At 60.4% G+C, this 21,035-nt stretch carries 17 protein-coding genes and 1 tRNA gene; 10 read left to right on the top strand and 8 right to left on the bottom strand.

All coding sequences use genetic code 11. The features are described 5' to 3' along the window. The first annotated feature begins 110 nt into the window (after window positions 1–110). Complete coding sequence (locus K7H22_RS17785) at window positions 111–824, top strand: hypothetical protein (protein ID WP_230802188.1); 714 nt, start codon at window positions 111–113, stop codon at window positions 822–824. Between the two features lie 30 nt (window positions 825–854). On the opposite strand, the gene K7H22_RS17780 is transcribed toward K7H22_RS17785, so the two are convergent. Both K7H22_RS17780 and K7H22_RS17775 read right to left on the bottom strand, forming a co-directional pair. Beyond that, window positions 855–2,300 (bottom strand): site-specific integrase, encoded by a 1,446-nt coding sequence (locus tag K7H22_RS17780; protein ID WP_230802187.1) that lies wholly within the window; start codon window positions 2,298–2,300, stop codon window positions 855–857. A gap of 205 nt (window positions 2,301–2,505) precedes the next feature. After that, window positions 2,506–2,579: transfer RNA gene (locus K7H22_RS17775), tRNA-Cys, on the bottom strand. A 159-nt stretch (window positions 2,580–2,738) separates the two neighbouring features. Between K7H22_RS17775 and K7H22_RS17770 the strand changes: the two genes are divergently transcribed. The 3 genes from K7H22_RS17770 to K7H22_RS17760 all read left to right on the top strand — a co-directional run bounded on the left by K7H22_RS17770 (window position 2,739) and on the right by K7H22_RS17760 (window position 5,934). Beyond that, the gene (locus K7H22_RS17770; protein WP_230802186.1) at window positions 2,739–3,392 is read left to right on the top strand and encodes a protein-L-isoaspartate O-methyltransferase family protein; all 654 of its coding nucleotides are present in this window, start codon (window positions 2,739–2,741) and stop codon (window positions 3,390–3,392) included. Window positions 3,393–3,463: 71 nt separating this feature from the next. Beyond that, a complete protein-coding gene (locus K7H22_RS17765; RefSeq protein ID WP_230802185.1) occupies window positions 3,464–4,912 on the top strand; it encodes a TolC family outer membrane protein in 1,449 nt (482 codons plus the stop codon). A 74-nt stretch (window positions 4,913–4,986) separates the two neighbouring features. After that, entirely contained in the window at window positions 4,987–5,934 is a 948-nt protein-coding gene (locus K7H22_RS17760) for a hypothetical protein (RefSeq protein ID WP_230802184.1), read from the top strand. A gap of 100 nt (window positions 5,935–6,034) precedes the next feature. Here K7H22_RS17760 and K7H22_RS17755 read toward each other — a convergent pair whose 3' ends face one another. Then, window positions 6,035–6,355, bottom strand: a complete 321-nt coding sequence (locus K7H22_RS17755; RefSeq protein ID WP_230802183.1) for a DUF6280 family protein — start codon at window positions 6,353–6,355, stop codon at window positions 6,035–6,037. A 211-nt stretch (window positions 6,356–6,566) separates the two neighbouring features. Here K7H22_RS17755 and efp point away from each other — a divergent pair, with 211 nt between their 5' ends. Next, the gene (gene efp / locus K7H22_RS17750) at window positions 6,567–7,130 is read left to right on the top strand and encodes an elongation factor P (RefSeq protein ID WP_230802182.1); all 564 of its coding nucleotides are present in this window, start codon (window positions 6,567–6,569) and stop codon (window positions 7,128–7,130) included. A 126-nt stretch (window positions 7,131–7,256) separates the two neighbouring features. On the opposite strand, the gene K7H22_RS17745 is transcribed toward efp, so the two are convergent. After that, complete coding sequence (locus K7H22_RS17745; RefSeq protein ID WP_230802181.1) at window positions 7,257–7,991, bottom strand: YgfZ/GcvT domain-containing protein; 735 nt, start codon at window positions 7,989–7,991, stop codon at window positions 7,257–7,259. A gap of 87 nt (window positions 7,992–8,078) precedes the next feature. Next, the gene (locus K7H22_RS17740; protein WP_230802180.1) at window positions 8,079–8,753 is read right to left on the bottom strand and encodes a fused DSP-PTPase phosphatase/NAD kinase-like protein; all 675 of its coding nucleotides are present in this window, start codon (window positions 8,751–8,753) and stop codon (window positions 8,079–8,081) included. Window positions 8,754–8,904: 151 nt separating this feature from the next. On the opposite strand from K7H22_RS17740, the gene K7H22_RS17735 reads away from it, so the two are divergent. Next, window positions 8,905–10,101 (top strand): pyridoxal-phosphate-dependent aminotransferase family protein, encoded by a 1,197-nt coding sequence (locus K7H22_RS17735; protein WP_230802179.1) that lies wholly within the window; start codon window positions 8,905–8,907, stop codon window positions 10,099–10,101. A gap of 414 nt (window positions 10,102–10,515) precedes the next feature. Here the strand turns inward: K7H22_RS17735 and K7H22_RS17725 are convergent, their stop codons facing one another. Beyond that, the gene (locus tag K7H22_RS17725; RefSeq protein ID WP_230802178.1) at window positions 10,516–11,622 is read right to left on the bottom strand and encodes a pyridoxal phosphate-dependent aminotransferase; all 1,107 of its coding nucleotides are present in this window, start codon (window positions 11,620–11,622) and stop codon (window positions 10,516–10,518) included. 147 nt (window positions 11,623–11,769) lie between these two features. Here K7H22_RS17725 and K7H22_RS17720 point away from each other — a divergent pair, with 147 nt between their 5' ends. Further along, a complete protein-coding gene (locus K7H22_RS17720) occupies window positions 11,770–12,555 on the top strand; it encodes a crotonase/enoyl-CoA hydratase family protein (protein ID WP_230802177.1) in 786 nt (261 codons plus the stop codon). An 88-nt stretch (window positions 12,556–12,643) separates the two neighbouring features. On the opposite strand, the gene K7H22_RS17715 is transcribed toward K7H22_RS17720, so the two are convergent. After that, a complete protein-coding gene (locus K7H22_RS17715; protein WP_230802176.1) occupies window positions 12,644–15,757 on the bottom strand; it encodes a valine--tRNA ligase in 3,114 nt (1,037 codons plus the stop codon). A 79-nt stretch (window positions 15,758–15,836) separates the two neighbouring features. Further along, entirely contained in the window at window positions 15,837–16,268 is a 432-nt protein-coding gene (locus K7H22_RS17710; protein ID WP_230802198.1) for an Lrp/AsnC family transcriptional regulator, read from the bottom strand. A gap of 120 nt (window positions 16,269–16,388) precedes the next feature. Here K7H22_RS17710 and K7H22_RS17705 point away from each other — a divergent pair, with 120 nt between their 5' ends. The 3 genes from K7H22_RS17705 (at window position 16,389) to K7H22_RS17695 (ending at window position 21,026) form a co-directional block, all read left to right on the top strand. Next, complete coding sequence (locus K7H22_RS17705; RefSeq protein ID WP_230802175.1) at window positions 16,389–17,519, top strand: type III PLP-dependent enzyme; 1,131 nt, start codon at window positions 16,389–16,391, stop codon at window positions 17,517–17,519. A gap of 161 nt (window positions 17,520–17,680) precedes the next feature. After that, the gene (locus K7H22_RS17700) at window positions 17,681–19,990 is read left to right on the top strand and encodes a xanthine dehydrogenase family protein molybdopterin-binding subunit (RefSeq protein WP_230802174.1); all 2,310 of its coding nucleotides are present in this window, start codon (window positions 17,681–17,683) and stop codon (window positions 19,988–19,990) included. Then, on the top strand, window positions 19,965–21,026 hold the full coding sequence (locus K7H22_RS17695) for a DUF2235 domain-containing protein (RefSeq protein WP_230802173.1): 1,062 nt from the start codon (window positions 19,965–19,967) through the stop codon (window positions 21,024–21,026). Before K7H22_RS17700 ends, K7H22_RS17695 begins: the two co-directional genes overlap by 26 nt. Window positions 21,027–21,035 lie beyond the last annotated feature (9 nt).

The following is a 21,035-nucleotide window of genomic DNA, read 5'->3' as shown; positions in this document are numbered from 1 at the left end:
AAATTAGATGTGTAGATTCAACTGTAGCATGGATTGCTTGTGTATGTTGCAAGAAGAAGATTACACTGTATGCATTTAATTACACCAAGGAAAAACGGCATGAGAACGGCATGAGTCAGAGCAATAAGCCAGCGGAACATGATGTTGCCTATGCCGCTGCAATGAATGGCGTGTTCGCTGTTGGGGAAAGCCTTGCTGTCCTAGGACGTTATTGGTGGAACCTTCAAATGCGTATATTAGTTGCCACCGGAGCGATAGGATTATTCAAAGCGCATTGGTGGTTGTTTTTAATTGTTGGCTTCTTACTAATGGCCTTTATCCTACCACTTGGCCTCGCGTTTGTAGTGAGTGCGTTCTGTGCAGGACTATTGGACCCAAAAGCAGAGGACAACTATATCGTTCCGCTCAAGCAAGAAATTCAAGATCGCGTTCCAGAACATATAGAAAACGCGCAGGAGACGGTGGTTGAAATTGCTTCAAATGAAGTTCTAGAGCATTTAACGGGTGCGGCGTCGGCACACCACATGCTTTATTTGCATTCAGTTGATCGAGACCTCGATGACAAAGAATTTGCTGCCTCTGCGTTGGGTGCGTTCGAAGGGACTGTGCGGGCTAGAAGAGTTGAATTGTCGGAACTCGATATGCACATGCATGGAGCTATCTTCATAGCGACCCAACTCGAGAACCTTGGGCGGCTTGAAACTCAACCGGTCAATCCTGACTGGCTTGCTGAAGTTACTAGTGATGCAATGTCTTCCACCGACTTTGAGGAAATTCGCGGTGAAGCAGGCCGCATGGCCTACACTGCCGAGATACTGATGTAGTTTGGGTTCTAACTGCGGTGTATTGACCTGTCAGCGGAACGTCAATCTCTCGATTGCTTCAGTCAATTGGGCCAGAGTGTAGCCCTGTCTAAAGTAAACTTCCTGCGTCACTCCAGATCGAGCATGACCTACAATGCGCTGGATAACTGGTTCAGGGACATTCGCTTGGCCCAACCGAGTGACGACCGTGTGCCGCATGCTATGGAAAACGAGTCCCGGTTCCTTGATGCCCAAATTTGGTAGGAAACTCTGATTGCACCAGCGACCTAAGTTCCGGCCATAGCCTCCATTGGCGTTGTAGTTATAGTCAGGGAATAGGCGTTTGCCGGTTTCGCGGCTTTTCACAAAGTCTAGAAAGCCTAGGTTGATCAGTTCTGAGTGCAAAGGTACCTTGCGCCGTCCTGCCTTCGACTTGACGCTCTTGTTTTCGTCTCCTTCGTCCGTGATGTTCAGCAACCAAATGTCACCGTCCTTCTGCACATCTGCAATGTCGAGTTGGCATATTTCGTTCAGACGTGCCCCGGTAAACATACCCAAGAGCATACCCCACTTGTGGCTGTCTTTGCGTACCAATTCTGATGTGTTTTCAGTCAACTCTTTGTATATCAGGCTGGTTTGATTTGGCGCGAAGGGTTTACGCTCCGTCTCGCTGTTCTTTGCCTTAGCGACTTTCATGTTTTCAAATAGCGCATGCGGCGCGTAACCGTGCCTTTCTGCCCAATCGAAGAACATCTTAAACATCTGGATATGGCTATTAATCGTCTTGGGTGCGATCTTGCTATGTCCGGGTTGTTTGATGACTTGCAATAATGGCATAGCTTTTAATTTGGGCTTGGTGTTACGACTTGCAGGTAGCGCCTGCAAAACCTTCTTTGCCTCGTTAGCGTCCTGCCTAGTGATCGAGCCAAGTAACCTGTCTGGCCCAAAGAATTCAATTAGGATGTTTAAATAGGCGCGGTTCTGTCCGATGGTCTTTGCGGTCCATTGGCGGGAGTGCTCAGCGATGAAATCTTCCACCGTCGCGCCCAGTGGCGAAGACGGCGGCATAGGGGACGCAAGAGGGGAAGGAGCGATTGTCTGGGCTTCGTCGTAAGAATAATGGTCAAGGCGCTCAGCGGCCTCCAAGACGCGCCTGAGCATGTCTCGACGACCCTTCCTCAATTCAGTAGCAATCCGAGGCAAGCTGGCGTTCCAGTCAGCATCAGAAATTTCCATCTTGCGCTTAAAGCGAGCGACCGGAAGCCAAATCGGATTTGCGCTGTTGATGCCCATAAAACTCTCATGGTCCTGCACTTCCTCGCGCGCAGTAGCCAAGGCATTTTGTGACAGGCCGCGACGGTCCAGCCAGTCAAGGTATTGGTCCAGTTGCGCCTTGAAGTACAACTGCACCTTCTCGCGAATCTCACTTTGCCTTAGTCCTGCCAATGCCCTGTTCTCGCGTAATAATCGACCGCAGGATGCAAGATAACGGGCCAAATCACCAGCCCGATCCGGGCAGCGTGTGTGCAGTGAGATGCGAATTGTTGTTCGCCCTTCACCTTGCGATGGAGGGATAGGCCAGCGGAAGTAAAAAATTCCGTGTCTTGAGAGGCTTAGATAGGATGACAGCAACATAGGGCGTGTGTCCCACTTTGTGTCACACTCGACCGGTCAGCCAATAACCCTGTGATTTAGAACGATATGGAGGCGGGTACCGGAATCGAACCGGTCTACACGGATTTGCAATCCGCTGCGTAACCTCTCCGCCAACCCGCCGCCGAGATTCTGCATGCGAGTTAGCGGATAACGGGCGATGCTGCAAGACCTCTGCGCCACAGTGGTGCGGCAGATCGGTCGCGGGGCTGCATTCCCGTTGCCCAAGGGTTGGCGATGTGACAAAAGACACTCAAGAGACTGAACAGAAGAGTTTAGCTGATGACAGACTATACGACCCGCCGCACCACGATGGTGGATACGCAGATCAGGCCCTCGGATGTCACGAAATTTCCTATCATCGAGGCGATGCTCAACGTCGCCCGCGAGGAATTCGTGCCAGACCGTCTGCGCGAGGCAGCCTATGTGGGCGAAAACCTTGATCTGGGGCAGGGGCGTGTGATGCTTGAGCCGCGCACGCTGGCCAAGATGCTCGATGCGCTGGATTTGCAGCGCAGCGATCTGGTGCTCGATCTGGGATGCGGACTTGGCTATTCTGCGGCTGTGGCTGCCCGTCTGGCCGAAGCGGTCGTTGCCGTGGAAAGCGACGAGGCGATGGCCGACGAGGCGCAGGCGATCCTGTCGCGCGAGGGGGCCGACAATGTGATCATGCATCAGGCCCCGCTGGCCGAAGGTGCGCCGCAGCATGGCCCCTATGATGCGATCATGGTACAAGGTGGCGTAACCGAGGTGCCCGAGGCCCTGCTAGGCCAGATCAAGGATGGTGGCCGGATTGCATGCCTTTTCATGCATGGCGCGCTGGGTGTGGTGCGGATCGGTTACAGGCTGGATGGCAAGATCAGTTGGCGCGATGCGTTCAATGCCAGTGCGCCGGTCCTTGCCGGTTTCGAAAAGCAGACCGAGTTCAGCCTATAGAGGGCCAAAGCGCCAGAATGGTGCAAAACGTGAAGCAGTATAGACAGGACAGAGCGATGGGCGGACCAAAGATGACAGTAGCATCAACCCGTGCAGGGCAGCGCCCCGACAGGACCTTGCGCAGGTTCGCAACGGGGTTGGTCGCGGGCATGCTGTTTCTGGGTGCGCCGGCTGTGTCGCTGGCCGATACGCTGACCGATGCCCTGGTCGGGGCCTATAACAATAGCGGATTGCTGGCTCAGAACCGTGCGCTTTTGCGTACGGCTGACGAGGATGTCGCCATCGCGCTGTCGGCGTTGCGCCCGATTGTCGGCTGGTCGGCGGATGTGACCTATAGCGACAGCGAGGCGCGTTCAAGCCAGACCGGCGGACTGGCGCGCAGCACCAATGATACCAGCGCCTCTTTGGGATTGTCGGCCGAGATCGTTCTCTATGATGGCGGACGCTCGCGGATGGGTATTGATATCGCCAAGGAATCCGTGCTGGCCACGCGTCAGGCCCTGATCGGGGTCGAGCAGAATATCCTGTTGCAAGCGGTGCAGGCCTATACGGCTGTGCGCTCGAACACCGAAATCGTGGCTTTGCGGCGCAACAACGTGCGCGTGATCACGCAAGAAGCGCGCGCCGCACAGGACCGTTTCGAAGTGGGCGAGGTGACACGCACGGATGTGGCCTTGGCCGAGGCGCGGCTTGCGGGGGCGAATGCGCTTCTGGCGCAAGCCGAAGGCGATCTGGCCGAGGCGCGCGCCTTCTACCGTTTTGCGGTGGGGCGTGATGCCAATGCACTGAGCGCACCGCCCGCACCGCCTGCGCGCCCTGCCACGGTGACCGCGGCGCAGGCTGTTGCGATGCGGAGCCATCCCGATATCCTGCGTGCACAGCATGAGGTGGCTGTGTCCGACCTGCGCGTGCTGGTGGCAAAAGCCGCCGCTAACCCCCAAGTGCGCTTGCAGTCGCGCTATGGGCTTACCGAAGACCTTAGCAGCAGCAATTATAACCGTGGCGGCAGTATCGGGATCGGCGTGACAGGTCCGATCTATCAAGGTGGCCGCAATTCCGCGCTGGAGCGTCAGGCTATCAATGGTGGCACTGCGGCGCGCTCTGCCCTGTTGGAGACCACCCAGCGTATCGCGCAGAATGTCAGCACCGCCTTCGCCCGCGTGGATGTGGCCCGTGCTGCGATTGAGGCAAATGACCGCCAGATCCGTGCCGCGCGTACTGCCTTCGAGGGTGTGCGCGAAGAGGCGATGCTTGGCGCACGCACCACGCTGGACGTGCTGAACGCCGAGCAGGAACTGCTTGACGCACAGGCTAACCGGATCACCGCCGTGTCCAACCAGTATGTTGCGGCCTATTCTCTTCTGGCGGCGATGGGACAACTGACGGCAAGCGATCTGCGTCTTCCGGTGCAAATCTATGATCCCAGCGCCTATTACGGGCAGGTCCAGAACGCCCCCAGCAAGATCAGCCGTCAAGGGCGGCAGCTGGATCAGGTGCTGAAGTCTCTGGGACGAGAGTAGGACATAAACTCTGTCTGTTGTGTGAACGGGTGCCAGAGGTTACACTCCGGCACAGGCAAGAGTGGTAATCCGACATGAGCGATCCTGTAACAAATGTGGCTATCGAGGATGTGTTGTCCTCTATCCGCCGTCTGGTGTCCGAGGATGGCCGAATCCGGCCACTCGCACCGCAATCCGAACCTGTGTCCGCATCTGATGATGCTGACGGGCAGGGCGACGATTCTGTTCCCGGAAAGCTTGTTCTGACGCCGGCCTTGCGGGTGGCCGATGCGCCGCAAGGCGTTGGTCACGCAGAGCATGATGACAAACCCGCATCCGGTATCGCCCAGCCCGATGATGACTTGCCCGCGATGCAGGAGCAGGATGTGCCCGTGCTTGAGGCCGGATCTGATATGACGCAGGCCGACTGGCAGGAAGAACAGGTTGCTGCCGATCCGACAGATATGTTGGACGCTGTGGAAAGCGGGTCCGAGGATATTTCCGATCCTGATGCAGCACCCACGCCCGAAGCGCTTGCATGGGAAGACCACCGCGATGCGGCGGTCGAGGACGCACCGCTTGCCGATGATATGGCCGCGCCCATTGGTGAAGGTGAGTTCAGCGACGATGATCCGGCCGAGAGCGATCTTCTGGAATTCGCATCCGAGCCTGAAGCAGCGCCCCAGTTCGAGCAACCTTCTGAAACCGTGGAACCGCAGGATGATGCCGTGGCACCTGTTTCAGGCGATACCGCGTCGTCGGGTGCCTTTGTCTTTGCCTCGACACGTGACAGCGCCATGCCGCAGGACGCGGTCTTTGCACCTGCAGATCCAGATCAACACCTTGACGAGATTGAGGACGACCAGCCCAGCCTATTCGGCGAGGACGAGACCTTGCTTGACGAGGAAACGCTCCGCGAACTGGTGACCGAGATCGTGCGGCAGGAGTTGCAGGGCGCGTTGGGCGAACGGATCACGCGCAATGTTCGCAAGCTTGTGCGCCGTGAAATACACCGCGCGCTGACCAGCCAGGAACTGGAATAAGCGCCGCGAGCGCGAAAAGCGTTTCCCCATGAAAAATGCGCCCACATCGGGGCGCATGATTTTCTGTTTGAACCGGCACCCGTGAAAGGTGCGGGGCCTCTCAGGCGGCTTCTGCCTGATGCGCGGCGTTGCGACGCTCGCTTTCCTCGCGCGACAGCGCGACCGAGGTGCGAACACCTTTGGATACGAAATCCATCAGACCGGACACAACACGCTCGTTGGGGTCGATACCGGCGCAGGACAACACTTCGCGTCCATCACGCGACCGTGCCCAGCGGGCGATCTGCTCGGGGCCGTTTCCATATTTCTTGTCGTCCGCAATTGCGTCGTCCAATGCGGCCAGAACTACGGCTGCAAACAGTTTACGTGCACGATTGCCCTGCTCGTTATTGAAGGCTGTGCCGTCAACGAAATCCTTCATGATTCGTCCTTTGTTATTGCTCTTGCGTTTTTGGCGTGGCGCTCCTTATGACGGATCGCATCCGATTCGGATAGGCTGTTAAAACATGGCTGTCATGCAATTGGTGCATGGCTCTGGTCCGTTGCGCCGATGTTTCGTCCGCTTGCCACGCAGATGAACGATAGATATAGGTGCACTCAACTTTTCATCAACCTCCGGATCAGGTTCGCACATGCCCAAAATCAACGGAAACGAAATTCGCCCCGGCAATGTACTAGAGCATAACGGCGGTTTGTGGGCTGCTGTTAAGGTCGATCACGTGAAGCCCGGCAAAGGCGGTGCCTTTGCCCAGGTCGAGATGCGCAATCTGCGGAACGGATCGAAACTGAACGAACGTTTCCGCAGCGCCGACAAGGTGGAGCGTGTGCGTCTTGACCAGAAGGACCAGCAGTTTCTTTATGAGCAGGATGGCATGCTTGTCTTCATGGATTCAGAGACTTACGAGCAAATCGAACTGCCTGTCGACATTCTGGGAGAGCGGCGTCCCTTCTTGCAAGACGGCATGATGGTGCATATCGAATACTATGACCAAGAGGCGCTGAACGCGACCTTGCCGCAGAAGGTCACGTGCCGGATTGCCGAGACTGAACCCGTCGTGAAGGGCCAGACAGCGGCCAACAGTTTCAAGCCTGCGATCCTTGATAATGGTGTGCGTATCCTTGTGCCGCCCTTTGTCGGGCAGGACGAGGATGTGATCGTGAACACCGAACTGATGGAATATGTTGAACGCGCCTGAATTGTGATTTCGGCTGTATTTTAGGAACCGCCTCCGTCGAGGGGCGGTTTTTTCTTGCACTTTGACGAAAAATCATGACGCCACGTCATGCATCGGCTGCAACGCTGATGGCGTGATCAAATGACGTCAGTCCTGCGCCAGCGTCAGCTTTGCCTCTCCTGCCTGCATTGTCCCGTTGGCGCGGTCCAGTCGCAGATAGGCGATGCCATAGCCGCCTGATTGCGTATAAAGCGTTCCCGCAGCCTTGCCATCTGCGGTAATCTCGGTGCCCGCGGGCGCGCTGCCGTCGACTTTGACGCGCACCAGACCTTTGCGCAGTTCGGTCTTGTGTTTCATCCGCGCGGTCACCTCTTGCCCGACATAGCAGCCTTTGCGGAAATCGACGCCGTGCAACCGCTCGAACCCCGCTTCAAGGATGAAGGTGTCGGCGGTCAATTCGATCCCTGTTTCGGGAATGCAATGGGCAACGCGAAGCCTGTCCCAATCGGTGCCGTCATCGCCTTCGGCTTCTCCGTAAAGCCGCCAGCCCAGATCAGGGTGGCGCGGGTCGGAAAGGGCACCCTCTGGCGCAGGTCCGGTGCCGCGTTGCACGTGCAGGCCGGTTTCCGCGATCTGTACATCGGCGCGCAGTTTATACATGCTCAAGCGTTGAACCAGTGCAGGCCCGATATCGCCGGCCACATCCAGCAAAATGGCATCGCCCTCGGCCAGCAGGAAGAAGTCCGCGATATATTTGCCCTGCGGTGTCAGCATGGCGGTATAGACCAGCCCCTTATCCATGCCGGACAAATCATTGGTGGTCAGGCCCTGCAGGAAATGCAGGGCGTCTTTGCCGGTCAGGCGGTAGATGCGTCGCGTCATGAGGTCTTGCTCCGGTGGCGGGGCATCTGGCCCCGCAACAAGACAAGGATAGGGGGCATAAAGGCCGTCTGCAACCGTCGCACCGGTCTAGCGGCGGCCTGCATCGAACTCGGCTTGCAGGGCATCCGCATCATAGCGCGTATCAATCCAGTCCTCGAAACTGATGGGGGAGGCCGTATGGCTGGCCGCATATTGATCCAGCATCAGATCCAGCACGCCGGTCTTGGTAAAGCGTAGGTGGATATAGCGCGGCGACAGCATGCGTCGCGCGGCCGAGACATCCTTGCCTTCCATCACCATCAGATAGACAGCACTGGCCAGGCCAGCGCGATCCGCGCCTGATTTGCAATGCATCAGGAACGGTTTGTCGATCTGCCTGAAGGTGGCGATCAGGCTTTGAACCGCGTCGCGCGTGGGCGCGCTGCGCGAATGCAGCGGGACGTTGATCATGGTCATGCCCAAGGCGTCCAGACTTTCGCGTTCAAAATGGAAGGCCCATTTCTCGGAAGAGGCGCGCAGGTAAAGCACGGTTTTGATGCCCATGTCGCGGTAGCGCTTCAGACGCCTGTGCCCCGGCTGGTTCGAGCGGTAGACGCCCGGGGCGATCTGGTCAAAATTGCTCCAGAGGTGGCGCAGGATCGCGTGGTCAAGGAACTGGTTTTGCCAGAATGCCCGCCGCCTCTGGCCCGGATCGGACAGATCGTCGTGCGAGGGAAGCCCCGACGAGGCGTCCTTGGGCTTGAAGCGGGAAAACGGGTTCATCCTGATCCTTTGACCGGTGGTTCTGTCGGGGGGATGTAATGGCTTGCTGTTGCGCTGGCAAGTTAGCCGAGGTGTCCGGACCCGCCGGCCAGCGATTGACGCCGCCCTGCAACGGGATAGTGTCGCGCGACCATCTTGCCGGAGAACCCTAATGAGTCTTGCCCACGGTCGCCCCTATCTGGCCATTCCCGGCCCCTCGGTCATGCCCGAAGACGTGTTGCGCGCGATGCACCGTTCCGCGCCCAATATCTATGAGGGCGATCTGGTCGCGCTGACTGACGGGCTGATCCCCGATCTGCGGCGGGTGGCGCGCACCGAACACGCGGCCACTTTTTATATCGGGAATGGCCATGCGGCGTGGGAGGCGGCCTTGTCCAATGTTGTGGCGGCAGGTGATCATGTGCTTGTGCCCGCCACGGGGCGTTTCGGGCATGGCTGGGGCGATATGGCGACCGGGCTGGGTTGTAAGGTCGAGGTGATCGACTTCGGAAAACGCACTCCCTTTGATCTGAATCGGATCGAAGAGGCGTTGCGCGCGGATAAGGAGCACCGGATCAAGGCGGTTCTGGCCAGCCATGTGGATACTTCAAGCTCGGTCCTGAACGATATTGCGGGGCTGCGTGCTGCAATGGATGCGGCGGGGCATCCGGCGTTGCTGATGGCAGATTGCATCGCGTCGTTGGGCTGCGACCGGTTCGAGATGGATGCCTGGGGCGTCGATGTGATGGTTGCCGCCAGCCAGAAGGGGCTGATGGTGCCGCCAGGTCTGGGCTTCGTGTTTTTCGGTCCACGCGCTGCAGAGGCGCGGGCGCGGATGGAACGGGTCAGCCGCTACTGGGATTGGGTGCCGCGCGCAAACCCCGAATATTTCTTCCAGTATTCGGGGGGGACTGCACCGACGCATCACCTTTACGGGCTGCGCGCCGCGCTTGATATGATCCATGCCGAAGGGATCGAGGCGATCTGGAACCGCCATGACACGCTGGCCCGTGCGATCTGGGCGGCTTGCGATGTCTGGGGGCAGGGTGGGCCGCTGGAGTTGAACATCGCTGATGCGACGCATCGCAGCCGCGCTGTCACGGCCCTAAGGATCGGGGCGCCGCACGGCACCGACCTGCGGAAATGGACCGAGTTTCAGGCCGGTGTGACGCTGGGCATCGGGCTGGGCATGGCGGAACCCGGTGATCCGGAATGGCACGGGTTTTTCCGTATCGGCCATATGGGTCATGTGAATGCCCATATGGTGATGGGCGCGCTGGGGGCGATGCAGGCGGGTTTCATAGCACTGGACATCCCGCATGGCGCGGGCGCGCTGGAGGCTGCGGCAGGGGTTATGGCGCGGGGCTAATCCGGTGCCTCCTCGCTGACGCTCCTCGGCCGGTCAGGTGCGGGGCGTCGGGGTCACGCGATTCTGTGTTCCATCACGACGTGGGCCATGTCGAGTGCGCCCTGATGGTGTGGAATCATGCCTTGGATGACGTCGATATCTGCATCGCCGGTCAGGGGGGCGCGATGCCGGAATGCATCGCATCATTTGCGACCTTGTAGGCTTGGGTAGCAGGGCTGTGATCCGCCGATACCGTACCATGCCCCATGGCCGCGTGGTTCATCGTCGCATGAACCGTCGACTGGGCAAGGGCGGCTGACCCGATCAGTGTGACCACAAGGGTGACAGGCAGCTCTCTCGACGCCGGCGTGTTTTAATGACAGCCTATGGCGCGTTTGTGCCGCGCCTGAGACCCTGCCGCATATCACATGCGCATCAACCGCGCGCATCACGCAAGGCTTCGGGCAAACTGGCTGCCAGCAGGTCCAGATCGGCGGCTGTCCCGCAGCTGATGCGGATGCAGCGATTCTGTGGTGCGACAAACGGCATCCGCACGAAAACCCCGCGCGCCACCAGACCTTCCAGCACTTTGCGCGCAAAAGCCGTATCACTACCGCAATCCACGGTGACGAAATTCGTGGCCGAGGGCAGGGGCGTCAAGGCGTTCTCGCGGGCGATCTGTGCAATGCGGTCACGGGCCTGCGCTACCTCGATGCGGACATGCGCCATCCAGTCCTGATCCTGCAACGCGGCCAGAGCGCCGGCCAAAGCGGCGCGGTTCATGCCGAAATGGTTGCGGACCTTGTTGAAGGCATCAATGAGCGGCGCGGCCCCGATGGCATACCCCACCCGCGCACCTGCCATACCATAGCCTTTGGAGAAGGTCCGCATGCGGATCACGCGCGGATCGTCATGCGAAACGGGCGCTGCAGTACCTTCGGGCGCAAGGTCGATATAGGCCTCGTCCAGCACCAGCAACGTGCCTGCGGGCAGCATGTCGAGCGCTGCGACGATCTGTTCGCCTGTATGGTGGCTGCCCATCGGGTTGTCGGGATTGGCAAGATAGACCAGCTTGGCATTCACCTCTGCTGCTTTCGCCATGAGCGCGCCGGGGTCCTCGTGGTCGCCCGTGTAAGGCACTTTGTGCAACAAGCCGCCAAAGCCTGCGACATGGTAGTTGAAGGTAGGATAAGCTCCGTCCGAGGTTACCACCGCATCGCCTTCGGCCACCAGAAGGCGCACCAGATAGCAAAGCAGCCCGTCGATACCTTCGCCGATCATGATATTGGCGGGCGTGCAGCCGTGATGGTCCGCCAGTGCAGCGCGCAGGTCATGCGCTTCGGGATCGCCATACATCCAGATTTCACCGGACGCGGCCTGCATCGCGGAAATTGCGCGGGGTGAGGGGCCGAAAACGCTCTCGTTCGCGCCAAGCCTTGCGGCAAAGGGGCGTCCGAGGGCGCGCTCCTGCGCCTCTGGTCCCACGAAGGGAACGGTGGCGGGAAGGCTGGCGGCAAGCGGTGTCAATCTGGGTCCGGTCATGGGGCCAGATAAACCATGCTCCGCAGGTTCGGCAAGTGGTCGCGTTTTGCGCCCGCGCCGCACAGGGGCGGCAATCTGCCCTTACGTCGTACTGGATCGGCGCGCGGTTTGCGGCAAGACTGGCGCAGAGCATCAGGAGGAGAGCCCATGAGCCGCGTATCCGTCGAGATCAAGGACCATATCGCCCATGTCACGCTGACACGGGCCGAGAAGATGAACGCTGTCGATCCCGCCATGGCCGATGCGGTGGTGGAGGCAGGCACCAGCCTGATCGACAATGCCGAGATCCGCGCCGTGGTCCTGTCGGGCGAAGGCCGCGCCTTCTGCGCAGGTCTGGACGTGGCCAGCTTTGCAGCTTTTGCGGCACAAGACCCCGAGGCGCGGATCATGCCGCGCAGCCATGGCGATGCGAACCTGATGCAACAGGTGGCATTGGTCTGGCGCGCTGTGCCTGTGCCGGTCATCGCGGCGCTGCATGGCGTGGCTTTCGGCGCGGGCTTCCAGATGGCCTTGGGCGCCGATGTGCGGATCGCGGCACCCGATACCAAAGTGGCGATCATGGAGATGAAATGGGGGTTGGTGCCGGATATGGGCGGGATGGTCCTGCTGCCGCAACTAACGCGCTCGGACGTGATCCGGCGCATGACCTACACCGCTGAACCCATTGAAGCAACTCAGGCTTTGGGCTGGGGACTGGTGACGGAACTGGCCGAAGATCCGCTGGCGGCGGCGCGGGCGATGGCCACGGTGATCGCTGGCAAAAGCCCTTCGGCGATGCGGGCGGCCAAGCGGTTGATCGGGCTGTCGGAAGAGGCGGATGCGAAAACCGTGTTGTGGCACGAGAGCCGCGAGCAGGTGGACCTGATCGGCAAGCCGCACCAGATGGAGGTGATTGCCGCGAATATGCAGAAACGCGCGCCGGATTTCGGCTGAGGTTATGGGTGGCTGCCGCCCTGCTATGGATATTTGAAGCAAGAAGAAACGGGAACGGGGGGCATGTGGCCTCCCGTTTTTTTGGGCATCAGTCAAGCTCGGCGAGTTGGGCGAGCGCCGTTTTCAAGGTGGTCTCTTCCTCAAGCCGCAGGGCGAGGTTCTCGCGCGCCTCGGCCACGACGTCCTCGGGGGCGGAGGTGGCGAAGTTCGGATTGTTCAACCGTCCCCTGAGCCCGCCGATTTCCTTGGCGAGTTTATCGAGGCTTTTTTCCAGCCGCGTCTTTTCTTCGGCCACGTCGATGATATCGGCCAGAGGCAGGCCGAAAATGCCGCCCTCGACCGGAATCGTGATCGTGCCTTTGGGGAAGCTATCCACCTCGGTCAGGCTGTCGATGCGGGCCAGTTTGCGGATCAGCACCTCGTTGCCGGCCCATGCGTCGCGGCCTGCCTGATCGAGTTCACGCAGCACCATCGGCACTTTCAATCCAGCAGGCACGCGCATCTGCGCGCGGGCGGACCGGACGGCGTCTATCAGGTTGATCACCCAGTTCATCTCGCGGTCCGCGGCGGCGTCGGCCAGTTCGGTGGCGTTGTCGTCCGGCCAATCAGCGTGGACCAGCATCTTGGCGCGGGTGCCGGTCTGGGACCAGAGTTCTTCGGTGATGAAGGGCATGATAGGGTGCAGCAGGATCAGGCATTGATCCAGCACCCAAGCCATGACCTTCTGGGTCTCGGTCTTTGTCGCGTTATCACCGTCCAGCAGCAGGGGTTTGGAAAATTCCACATACCAGTCGCAGACCTTGCCCCAGACAAAGCTGTAGAGCGCATTCGCCGCGTCGTTGAAGCGGAAGGCGTCCAGGGCCGCATCCACCTCGGCGCGGACGCGGGCGGTTTCACCGATGATCCAGCGGTTGACGGTTGCGTTGGCTTGCGGTGGGGCGGATTGGGTCGCGTGACCTTCCCAGACGCCGTTTATTTCGGCAAAGCGGCAGGCGTTCCATATCTTGGTGCCGAAGTTGCGATAGCCCTTGATCCGCTCGGTCGACAGCTTCAGCACGCCGCCAAGGGCCGCCATCTGCACCATCGTGAAGCGCAGGGCATCCGCCCCGAATTCATCGACGATCTGCAAGGGATCAATGACATTGCCGCGCGTTTTGGACATTTTCTGTCCCTTCTCGTCGCGGACAAGCTGGTGCAGATAAACGGTGTGGAAGGGGATTTCATCCACCACCGCCAGCTGCATCATCATCATGCGCGCGACCCAGAAGAACAGGATGTCCTGCCCCGTGATCAGCACATCGGTCGGGAAATAGCGCGCCATTTCAGGGGTCTGCTCGGGCCAGCCCAGCGTGCCGATCGGCCAGAGGCCGGAAGAGAACCATGTGTCGAGGACGTCTTCATCTTGAAACAGAGTAACTTCGTCCACAGTCAATACTGAACTATCGGTTTTTAGATCAATCCGCGCTTTTGTGACCAAGTCTTGAGGCTGAAAATTCGAGTGAGGGAGAATGTTAATTCTCGCCTCAGAACCATAAATCAGACGCGCTTTTTCTAACAGGTCGTCCTTTCCAGAAGCGCATATCTTGATTTCACCGTGCTCAATTTGAACCTTCCCGTTTGAGTCTTTGGTAATTTCGGGCCCATACCACACCGGAATCTGGTGCCCCCACCAGAGCTGGCGCGAGATGCACCAAGGCTCGATATTCTCCAGCCAGTGGTAATAGACCTTCTCGCCGCTTTCGGGGATGATTTTGGTGCGACCCGTGCGGACAGCATCCAGCGCGGGGGCGACAACTTTGGCGGCGTCCACGAACCACTGGTCGGTCAGCATCGGCTCGATCACCACGCCCGAGCGGTCGCCGAAGGGCTGCATGATCTTCTTGGCCTCGACCAGCGGAACAAGCTGCGCCTCCTCGGTCCGCATCTCGCCGCCCTCGGACGGCTCCAACGGGGCTTTGATCGCGGCCTTGCCAAGGAGCGGATCGGTGGCTTCGGTCATCACGGCGAGGCCCTCGGCAGTGATCTCTTCGACCACGCGTTTGCGGGCATCAAAACGGTCCAGGCCGCGCAGGTGGTCTGGGATCAGGTTCAGTGTATCGACCTCGGCCTCGGTGAACTTGGCGCCATTGGCGATGGCCTGCGCGCGGGCGGCGGCCTCGTTGTAGGGCGCACCGTCGGCCCGCATCTGGCCGCGCGTGTCCATCAGGCGGTACATCGGGATCCCGCCGCGCTTGGCGACCTGGTAGTCGTTGAAATCATGCGCACCGGTGATCTTGACCGCGCCAGAACCGAAGCTCGCATCGGGGTATTCATCGGTGATGATCGGGATGAGGCGGCGGTGTTCCTTGGGACCGACCGGAATTTCGCACAGCTTGCCAACGATGGGCGCATAGCGCGTATCGTCGGGATGCACCGCCACCGCGCCATCGCCCAGCATGGTTTCGGGGCGGGTGGTGGCGATCGAGATGTAATCGCGTTCCTCCGTGAACAGGACGTTTCCTTCCTCGTCCTTCTCGACATAGGTATAGGTGGCTCCGCCCGCCAGCGGGTATTTGAAATGCCACATATGGCCATCGGTTTCGATATTCTCGACTTCCAGATCGGAAATCGCGGTCTCGAAATGCGGGTCCCAGTTGACCAACCGCTTGCCGCGATAGATCAGGCCCTTGTTGTACATGTCCACGAAGACCTTGATCACCGCATCATGGAAGTTCGGCCCGTCGGTGCCGCCAGACGGATCACCCGGGGCGCCGGTCATGGTGAAGGCCAAACGCTCCCAGTCCATGGATGTGCCAAGGCGTTTGTCCTGCATGACGATGGTGCCGCCATATTGGGCTTTCCACTCCCAGACCTTTTCAAGGAATTTCTCGCGTCCCAGTTCGCGGCGTCCCGGCTGTTTGGTCTGGGCCAGCAGCTTTTCGACCTGCAACTGCGTGGCGATGCCTGCGTGATCAAGGCCCGGCTGCCACAGGGTATCGACGCCCTGCATGCGCTTCCAGCGGATCAGCACATCCATCAGCGTGTGGTTGAACGCGTGGCCGACATGTAGCGATCCGGTGACGTTGGGGGGCGGCAGCATGATGCAGAACGTATCCGCGCCCGCTTTGGCATTCGCGCCTGCGCGGAAACATCCGGCGGCTTCCCATGCTGCGGAAAGTCGTGCCTCGGCCGTGGCCGCATCAAAGGTCTTGTCCATCGCCATAATGCCTGATCCTGCGTGAATTCGGGGTCGCAAACCCTGTAGCGAATTGGGCGGGCAAGGGAAAGACCTGCCTGACGCCTCAGCCGCGGTCCAGTTTGGTCGACAGGTGTATCAGGCTTTCCGAGGAGCGCACGCCCTTGGCCTCGATGATGCGATCAAGGGTTTCGTCCAACTCCTCGGTGGTGCGGGCGGTGACCTCGACGATCAGATCGAAGCGGCCCGATGTTGTATGCACGCGGCCCACTTGCGGCAGCGATTTCAGCCGTGCCAGCACTGTAGGCGCGCTGCGCGGTTCGATCTGGAGCAGGGCGGTCGCGCGCAGCGGCGCGCGCGCTTGCGCGCCCAATCGCAGGGCATAGCCCGCGATCACGCCCGATTGTTCAAGTCGATCCAGCCGCGCCTGTGCGGTGCTGCGCGCAAGGCCAAGACGCCGCGCCAGTGTTGCCACGGGCAGGCGGGCGTTTTCGGCCAGCTGTGCCAGCAGCGCGCGGTCCGTATCGTCAATCTGTATATCCATTTCGTCAATATGACAGTCAAATGATGCGGATTGCAAGAAGTGACGGGATGAATCGACAGGATGCTGGCGCAAACTTGGGCAAAAGACCACCATAACCAACCCCGAGGCAGAGCGATGAAATCCGATCCGATCTGGTCCACCCCTGACGACCATCTGCGCAAGGCGCTGCCCGATACGGCGCAGCTTTATTTCTGTCCCGCCGAGGTGCAGCGCATGGCGCGCCGCTTTCAGGCGGGGTTTTCGGGGCTGGTCAGCTATGCGGTCAAGGCCAACCCCGCGCCTGAAGTTCTGGAAAATCTGGTGGCGGCGGGGCTGCACGCTTTCGACGTGGCCTCGGTCGCGGAAATGCGCGCGGTGCGGGCCGTCTGTCCCGATGCGGTGCTGCATTACAACAATCCCGTGCGCTCACGTGTTGAGGTCGCGCAAGCCGCGCTGATCGGAATAGCCTCGGCTTCCGTCGATTGTGCAGGGGAGTTGGCGAAACTGGCGGTTCTGCCGCGCGGGACGGAAATTTCCGTGCGGCTGGCGTTGCCGGTCAAGGGGGCAGCCTATGATTTCGGGACCAAATTCGGGGCTGGGCCGGATCAGGCGGTGAACTTGCTGGCGCAGGTGGCCGCGATGGGGTTCACGCCGGCGATGACATTCCACCCCGGCACACAATGCGGCGATGCGGGGGCATGGGCCGCCTATATTCACGCCTGCGCTGTCGTGGCTGTGCGCGCAGATGTGCGTCTGGCGAGACTGAATGTCGGCGGCGGGTTTGCCGCGCATCGCGGTGGCGCTGCCCCGGACCTCGGGGCGGTCTTTGCCCGTATTACACAAGAGACCCACGCGGCCTTTGGTGCCGATGCCCCACAGCTTGTTTGCGAGCCCGGCCGCGCGATGGTGGCCGAGGCCTGCCAGTTGGCGACCCGCGTCAAAAGCCTGCGCGGGGATGCGGTCTATCTGAATGACGGGATCTATGGCGCGCTGGCCGAGTGGCGTGATATCACAGGGCATGACCGCCTGCGTGTCGTGACAGCAGATGGTGCCACGCGTGCGGGTGCCTTGGTGCCGCGCATTGTTTTCGGGCCAACCTGTGACAGTATCGACCGCTTGCCTGATCCGGTTTTGCTTCCTTCCGATCTGTCGGAAGAGGATTACGTGATCTTCGCGGGCATGGGGGCTTATGGCAGCGCTATTGCGACAAGGTTCAACGGCTACGGTCCCGACGCCATGGTGACTGTTGCGGCGTTTTCCGCCTGAGGCTCTTTTGAATATTTGAAGCAGGATGAAGCAGGGCGCTGGGGTCTTTTTTCATCCTGCGGGAAATGCTGATCTGCACAGGCTGGGCCCCGGGCGCGCGTCCTCTGGACACTGGCGTGGGGTCCGCTAGGTTCGTAGCCAGCCCAAGCGGAGACAGAGCCATGGAAAAATTCGGAAAAAGCCAACCAGTCAAACGGGTTGAGGATGTCCGCTTTCTGACCGGACATGGCCGGTATGTGGACGATATCGCGCCTGCCGACGCGTTGCAGGCCTTTGTTTTCCGTTCACCCGTCGCACATGCGGTGATCACACGGCTGGATATCGAGGCGGCTCGCGCAGCCGAAGGCGTGCATCTGGTGCTGACATCCGATGATCTGGCGGCGGCAGGCATCTCGCGCGGGCTGGTGGCGACGGTGCTGACCAATCGTGACGGGACGAAAGCGGCGGCCCCCAAGCGGCCGATTCTGGCAGAGGGGCGGTTGCGGTTCGTGGGCGAGCCGATTGCCCTGATCGTGGCGGATACGGCAGCACAAGCGCGCGATGCGGCGGAACTGATCGAGCTGGATTACGACGATCTGCCAGCCAAACTGGACCTGTTGCCCGGTGGCGAGGCGTTGCACCCCGAGGCACCGGACAACCGCGCTTTTGACTGGTCCAAAGGCGACGAAGCGGTTTGTGAGGCGGCTTTTGCCGCTGCCGCCCGCGTGGTGCGACTGAAGGTCGAGGATAACCGCATCATTGTGAACGCAATGGAGCCGCGCGGCTGTTATGCGGAATGGTCCGATGAACGTTTGCATCTGGCGGTGAACGGGCAGGGCGTCTGGGTCATCAAGCGGCATCTGTCCGAGATTCTGGGTCTTGAGCCGGATCAGGTGCGCGTCACCAATCCAGATGTTGGTGGCGGTTTCGGGATGAAATCCATGAGCTATCCGGAATCCTTCGCCGTGGCCCATGCCGCCCGTGTTCTTGACCGTCCCGTGCGTTGGATGTCGGAACGCACCGAGGCGATGCTGTCGGACAATGCGGGCCGCGATCTGGTGCATGATGTGGCACTGGCCTTTGATGCGGATCACAGGATCCTTGCCTACCGCGTCGATACGCGCTGCAACCTTGGGGCCTATAACAGCCAGTTCGGACAGCCGATCCAGACCGATCTGTTCTCAAAGGTCCTGATGGGGGTCTATGACGTGCAGACCACCTATCTGCATGTCGAGGGTTACTATACCAACACAACGCAGGTCGATGCCTATCGCGGTGCAGGCCGCCCCGAGGCGATCTATGTGCTGGAACGGGCCATGGATATGGCCGCGCGGGAACTGGGCGTTGATGGTTGGGACTTGCGGCGGCGCAATTTCATCCCTGTTGAGCGGTTTCCCTATACCAGCGCCACGGGCGAGACCTATGACGTGGGCGATTTCGCCCGCGTTCTGGCCCATGCCGAGCGCACCGCCGACCGCGCCGGTTTTGCCGCGCGCAAGGCGGCGAGTGCGGCACGCGGCAAGCTGCGCGGGATGGGGCTGTGTTATTACATCGAAAGCATTCTTGGCGATCCGTCCGAAGGGGCCAAGGTGGAATTTGCCACCGATGATCAGGGCCGTATGACCGCTACGATCTATGTCGGAACGCAAAGCAACGGACAGGGCCACGAGACTGTTTATGCACAGTTCCTGTCTGACCAAACGGGGATTCCCGCCGGTCTGATCCGCGTAGTGCAGGGTGATAGCGATCTGATCGAACAGGGCGGCGGTACGGGTGGGTCACGCTCGGTCACGACGCAGGCCAATGCGACGCTGGCGATGGTGGATGTGATGATGACGGCGCTGCGCCCCTATCTGGCCGACAAGATGGGGGTCCAGCCCGCGGCGATCAGCTTTGACGACGAACGCTTTCGCGCGAACGGATCGAACCTGACGCCGACCGTTCTGGAGGTTGCGGAAATGGCTGCAGCCGATGGTCGCGCCGATCTGCTGGTGCACGAGGCGCGGGCCACTTTGCCGGGGCGGTCCTATCCCAATGGTGCGCATGTGGCCGAGGTCGAGGTTGATCCCGATACCGGCGTGGTCACTGTCGATCGCTACAGCGTGGTGGATGATTTCGGCAATCTGATCAATCCGGTCCTGGCCGAAGGTCAGGTGCATGGCGGGGTGGCGCAGGGTATCGGGCAAGCCTTGTCCGAACATGTCGTCTATGATGCGGATGGCCAGTTGCTCACGGCAACGTTCATGGACTATGCGATGCCGCGCGCGGATGATTTGCCGATGTTCGTGTTCGAGACCGAACCCGTCCCCTCAACGGCAAACCCGATGGGCATGAAGGGTTGCGGCGAGGCGGGCACGGTTGGTGCAATGGCGGCAACGGCGAATGCGGTGCTGGATGCGCTATGGGATAGCGGGGTCAGGCGGGCGGATATGCCTTTCACCCCGCACAGGGTGTGGATGTTGCTGAATGACCGGCTTGAGGCGGCTGAGTAACACATTTTTCGGACTGTTCCGGCGCGGCAACCGCGCCGAGGCCAGTCCGGACCGGCCAAGGCGTGGCCCAGTCAATCATGTCATCATTCTGGACGGGACGATGTCGACCCTCGCGCCCGGAGACGAGACAAATGCAGGCCTGACCTACAAGCTGCTGGCGGGCTTGGGTGATGTATCACTTTATTACGAGGCTGGCATCCAGTGGACCGACTGGCGTAGTGCGCCCGATGTGACGCTGGGGCGCGGCATCAACCGGCAGATCCGGCGTGCCTATGGTTGGCTGGCCAGCCGCTACCGGCCCGGCGACCGGATTTTCCTGATGGGCTATTCGCGCGGTGCTTTCGCGGTGCGGTCGCTGGCGGGCGTGATTGACCAGGTCGGCTTGCTGCGCGCCGATTGCGCGACAGAGCGGAATATCCGCACAGCCTACCGTCATTATCAGGCCTTGCCGGGTGGTCCGGTGGCGCGCGATTTCCACCGCATCCATTGCCATCCACAGGTCGAGATCGAGATGGTGGGCGTCTGGGATACGGTCAAGGCGCTGGGCCTGCGTCTGCCGCTGCTTTGGCAATGGTCACAAGATGCGCATTCCTTCCACTCGCACCAGATTGGCGCATCGGTGAAATTCGGGTTTCATGCGCTGGCCCTGCATGAAACCCGCGAGGCCTATGCGCCGGTGCTGTGGCATTGTCCGCCCGATTGCAGGGGATATGTCGAACAGGTCTGGTTCAATGGCGCGCATGGCGATGTGGGCGGGCAGTTGGGCGGCTTTTATGCCGCGCGCCCCTTGGCGAATATTCCGCTGGTCTGGATGCTCGAGCGGGCGGAAAGCTGTGGCTTGACTCTGCCCGCAGGCTGGCATGCGCGCTTTCCTTGCGATCCGGATGCGCCGCGCGTGGGCACGTGGCGCGGTTTCGGGCGGTTGTTCGTGATGCGCCGCGCTCGTGCCGTCGGGCGTGATCCGTCCGAGAGGTTGCACAGCACCGTCAAACAGGTGCCGCGCCACGCGGCGGGGCTGGTAGAGCGTCAGGTCTGAGGCGGGAAT

This window comes from Seohaeicola saemankumensis (assembly GCF_021021435.1).
Classification (GTDB): Bacteria; Pseudomonadota; Alphaproteobacteria; order Rhodobacterales; family Rhodobacteraceae; genus Seohaeicola.
Note: the sequence above shows the minus strand (reverse complement) of the source record. Positions and strands in the feature narration are given on the sequence as shown.

Excerpts from the sequence above, each read along its gene's own strand:
- K7H22_RS17695 (WP_230802173.1), top strand. The coding sequence starts at position 19,965 with ATGACCGGCTTGAGGCGGCTGAGTAACACATTTTTCGGACTGTTCCGG.
- K7H22_RS17735 (WP_230802179.1), top strand. The coding sequence starts at position 8,905 with ATGAGTCTTGCCCACGGTCGCCCCTATCTGGCCATTCCCGGCCCCTCG.
- K7H22_RS17760 (WP_230802184.1), top strand. The coding sequence starts at position 4,987 with ATGAGCGATCCTGTAACAAATGTGGCTATCGAGGATGTGTTGTCCTCT.
- K7H22_RS17785 (WP_230802188.1), top strand. The coding sequence starts at position 111 with ATGAGTCAGAGCAATAAGCCAGCGGAACATGATGTTGCCTATGCCGCT.
- K7H22_RS17705 (WP_230802175.1), top strand. The coding sequence starts at position 16,389 with ATGAAATCCGATCCGATCTGGTCCACCCCTGACGACCATCTGCGCAAG.
- K7H22_RS17765 (WP_230802185.1), top strand. The coding sequence starts at position 3,464 with ATGACAGTAGCATCAACCCGTGCAGGGCAGCGCCCCGACAGGACCTTG.
- K7H22_RS17720 (WP_230802177.1), top strand. The coding sequence starts at position 11,770 with ATGAGCCGCGTATCCGTCGAGATCAAGGACCATATCGCCCATGTCACG.
- K7H22_RS17725 (WP_230802178.1), bottom strand. The coding sequence starts at position 11,622 with ATGACCGGACCCAGATTGACACCGCTTGCCGCCAGCCTTCCCGCCACC.
- efp (WP_230802182.1), top strand. The coding sequence starts at position 6,567 with ATGCCCAAAATCAACGGAAACGAAATTCGCCCCGGCAATGTACTAGAG.
- K7H22_RS17745 (WP_230802181.1), bottom strand. The coding sequence starts at position 7,991 with ATGACGCGACGCATCTACCGCCTGACCGGCAAAGACGCCCTGCATTTC.
- K7H22_RS17770 (WP_230802186.1), top strand. The coding sequence starts at position 2,739 with ATGACAGACTATACGACCCGCCGCACCACGATGGTGGATACGCAGATC.
- K7H22_RS17740 (WP_230802180.1), bottom strand. The coding sequence starts at position 8,753 with ATGAACCCGTTTTCCCGCTTCAAGCCCAAGGACGCCTCGTCGGGGCTT.
- K7H22_RS17715 (WP_230802176.1), bottom strand. The coding sequence starts at position 15,757 with ATGGCGATGGACAAGACCTTTGATGCGGCCACGGCCGAGGCACGACTT.
- K7H22_RS17700 (WP_230802174.1), top strand. The coding sequence starts at position 17,681 with ATGGAAAAATTCGGAAAAAGCCAACCAGTCAAACGGGTTGAGGATGTC.
- K7H22_RS17755 (WP_230802183.1), bottom strand. The coding sequence starts at position 6,355 with ATGAAGGATTTCGTTGACGGCACAGCCTTCAATAACGAGCAGGGCAAT.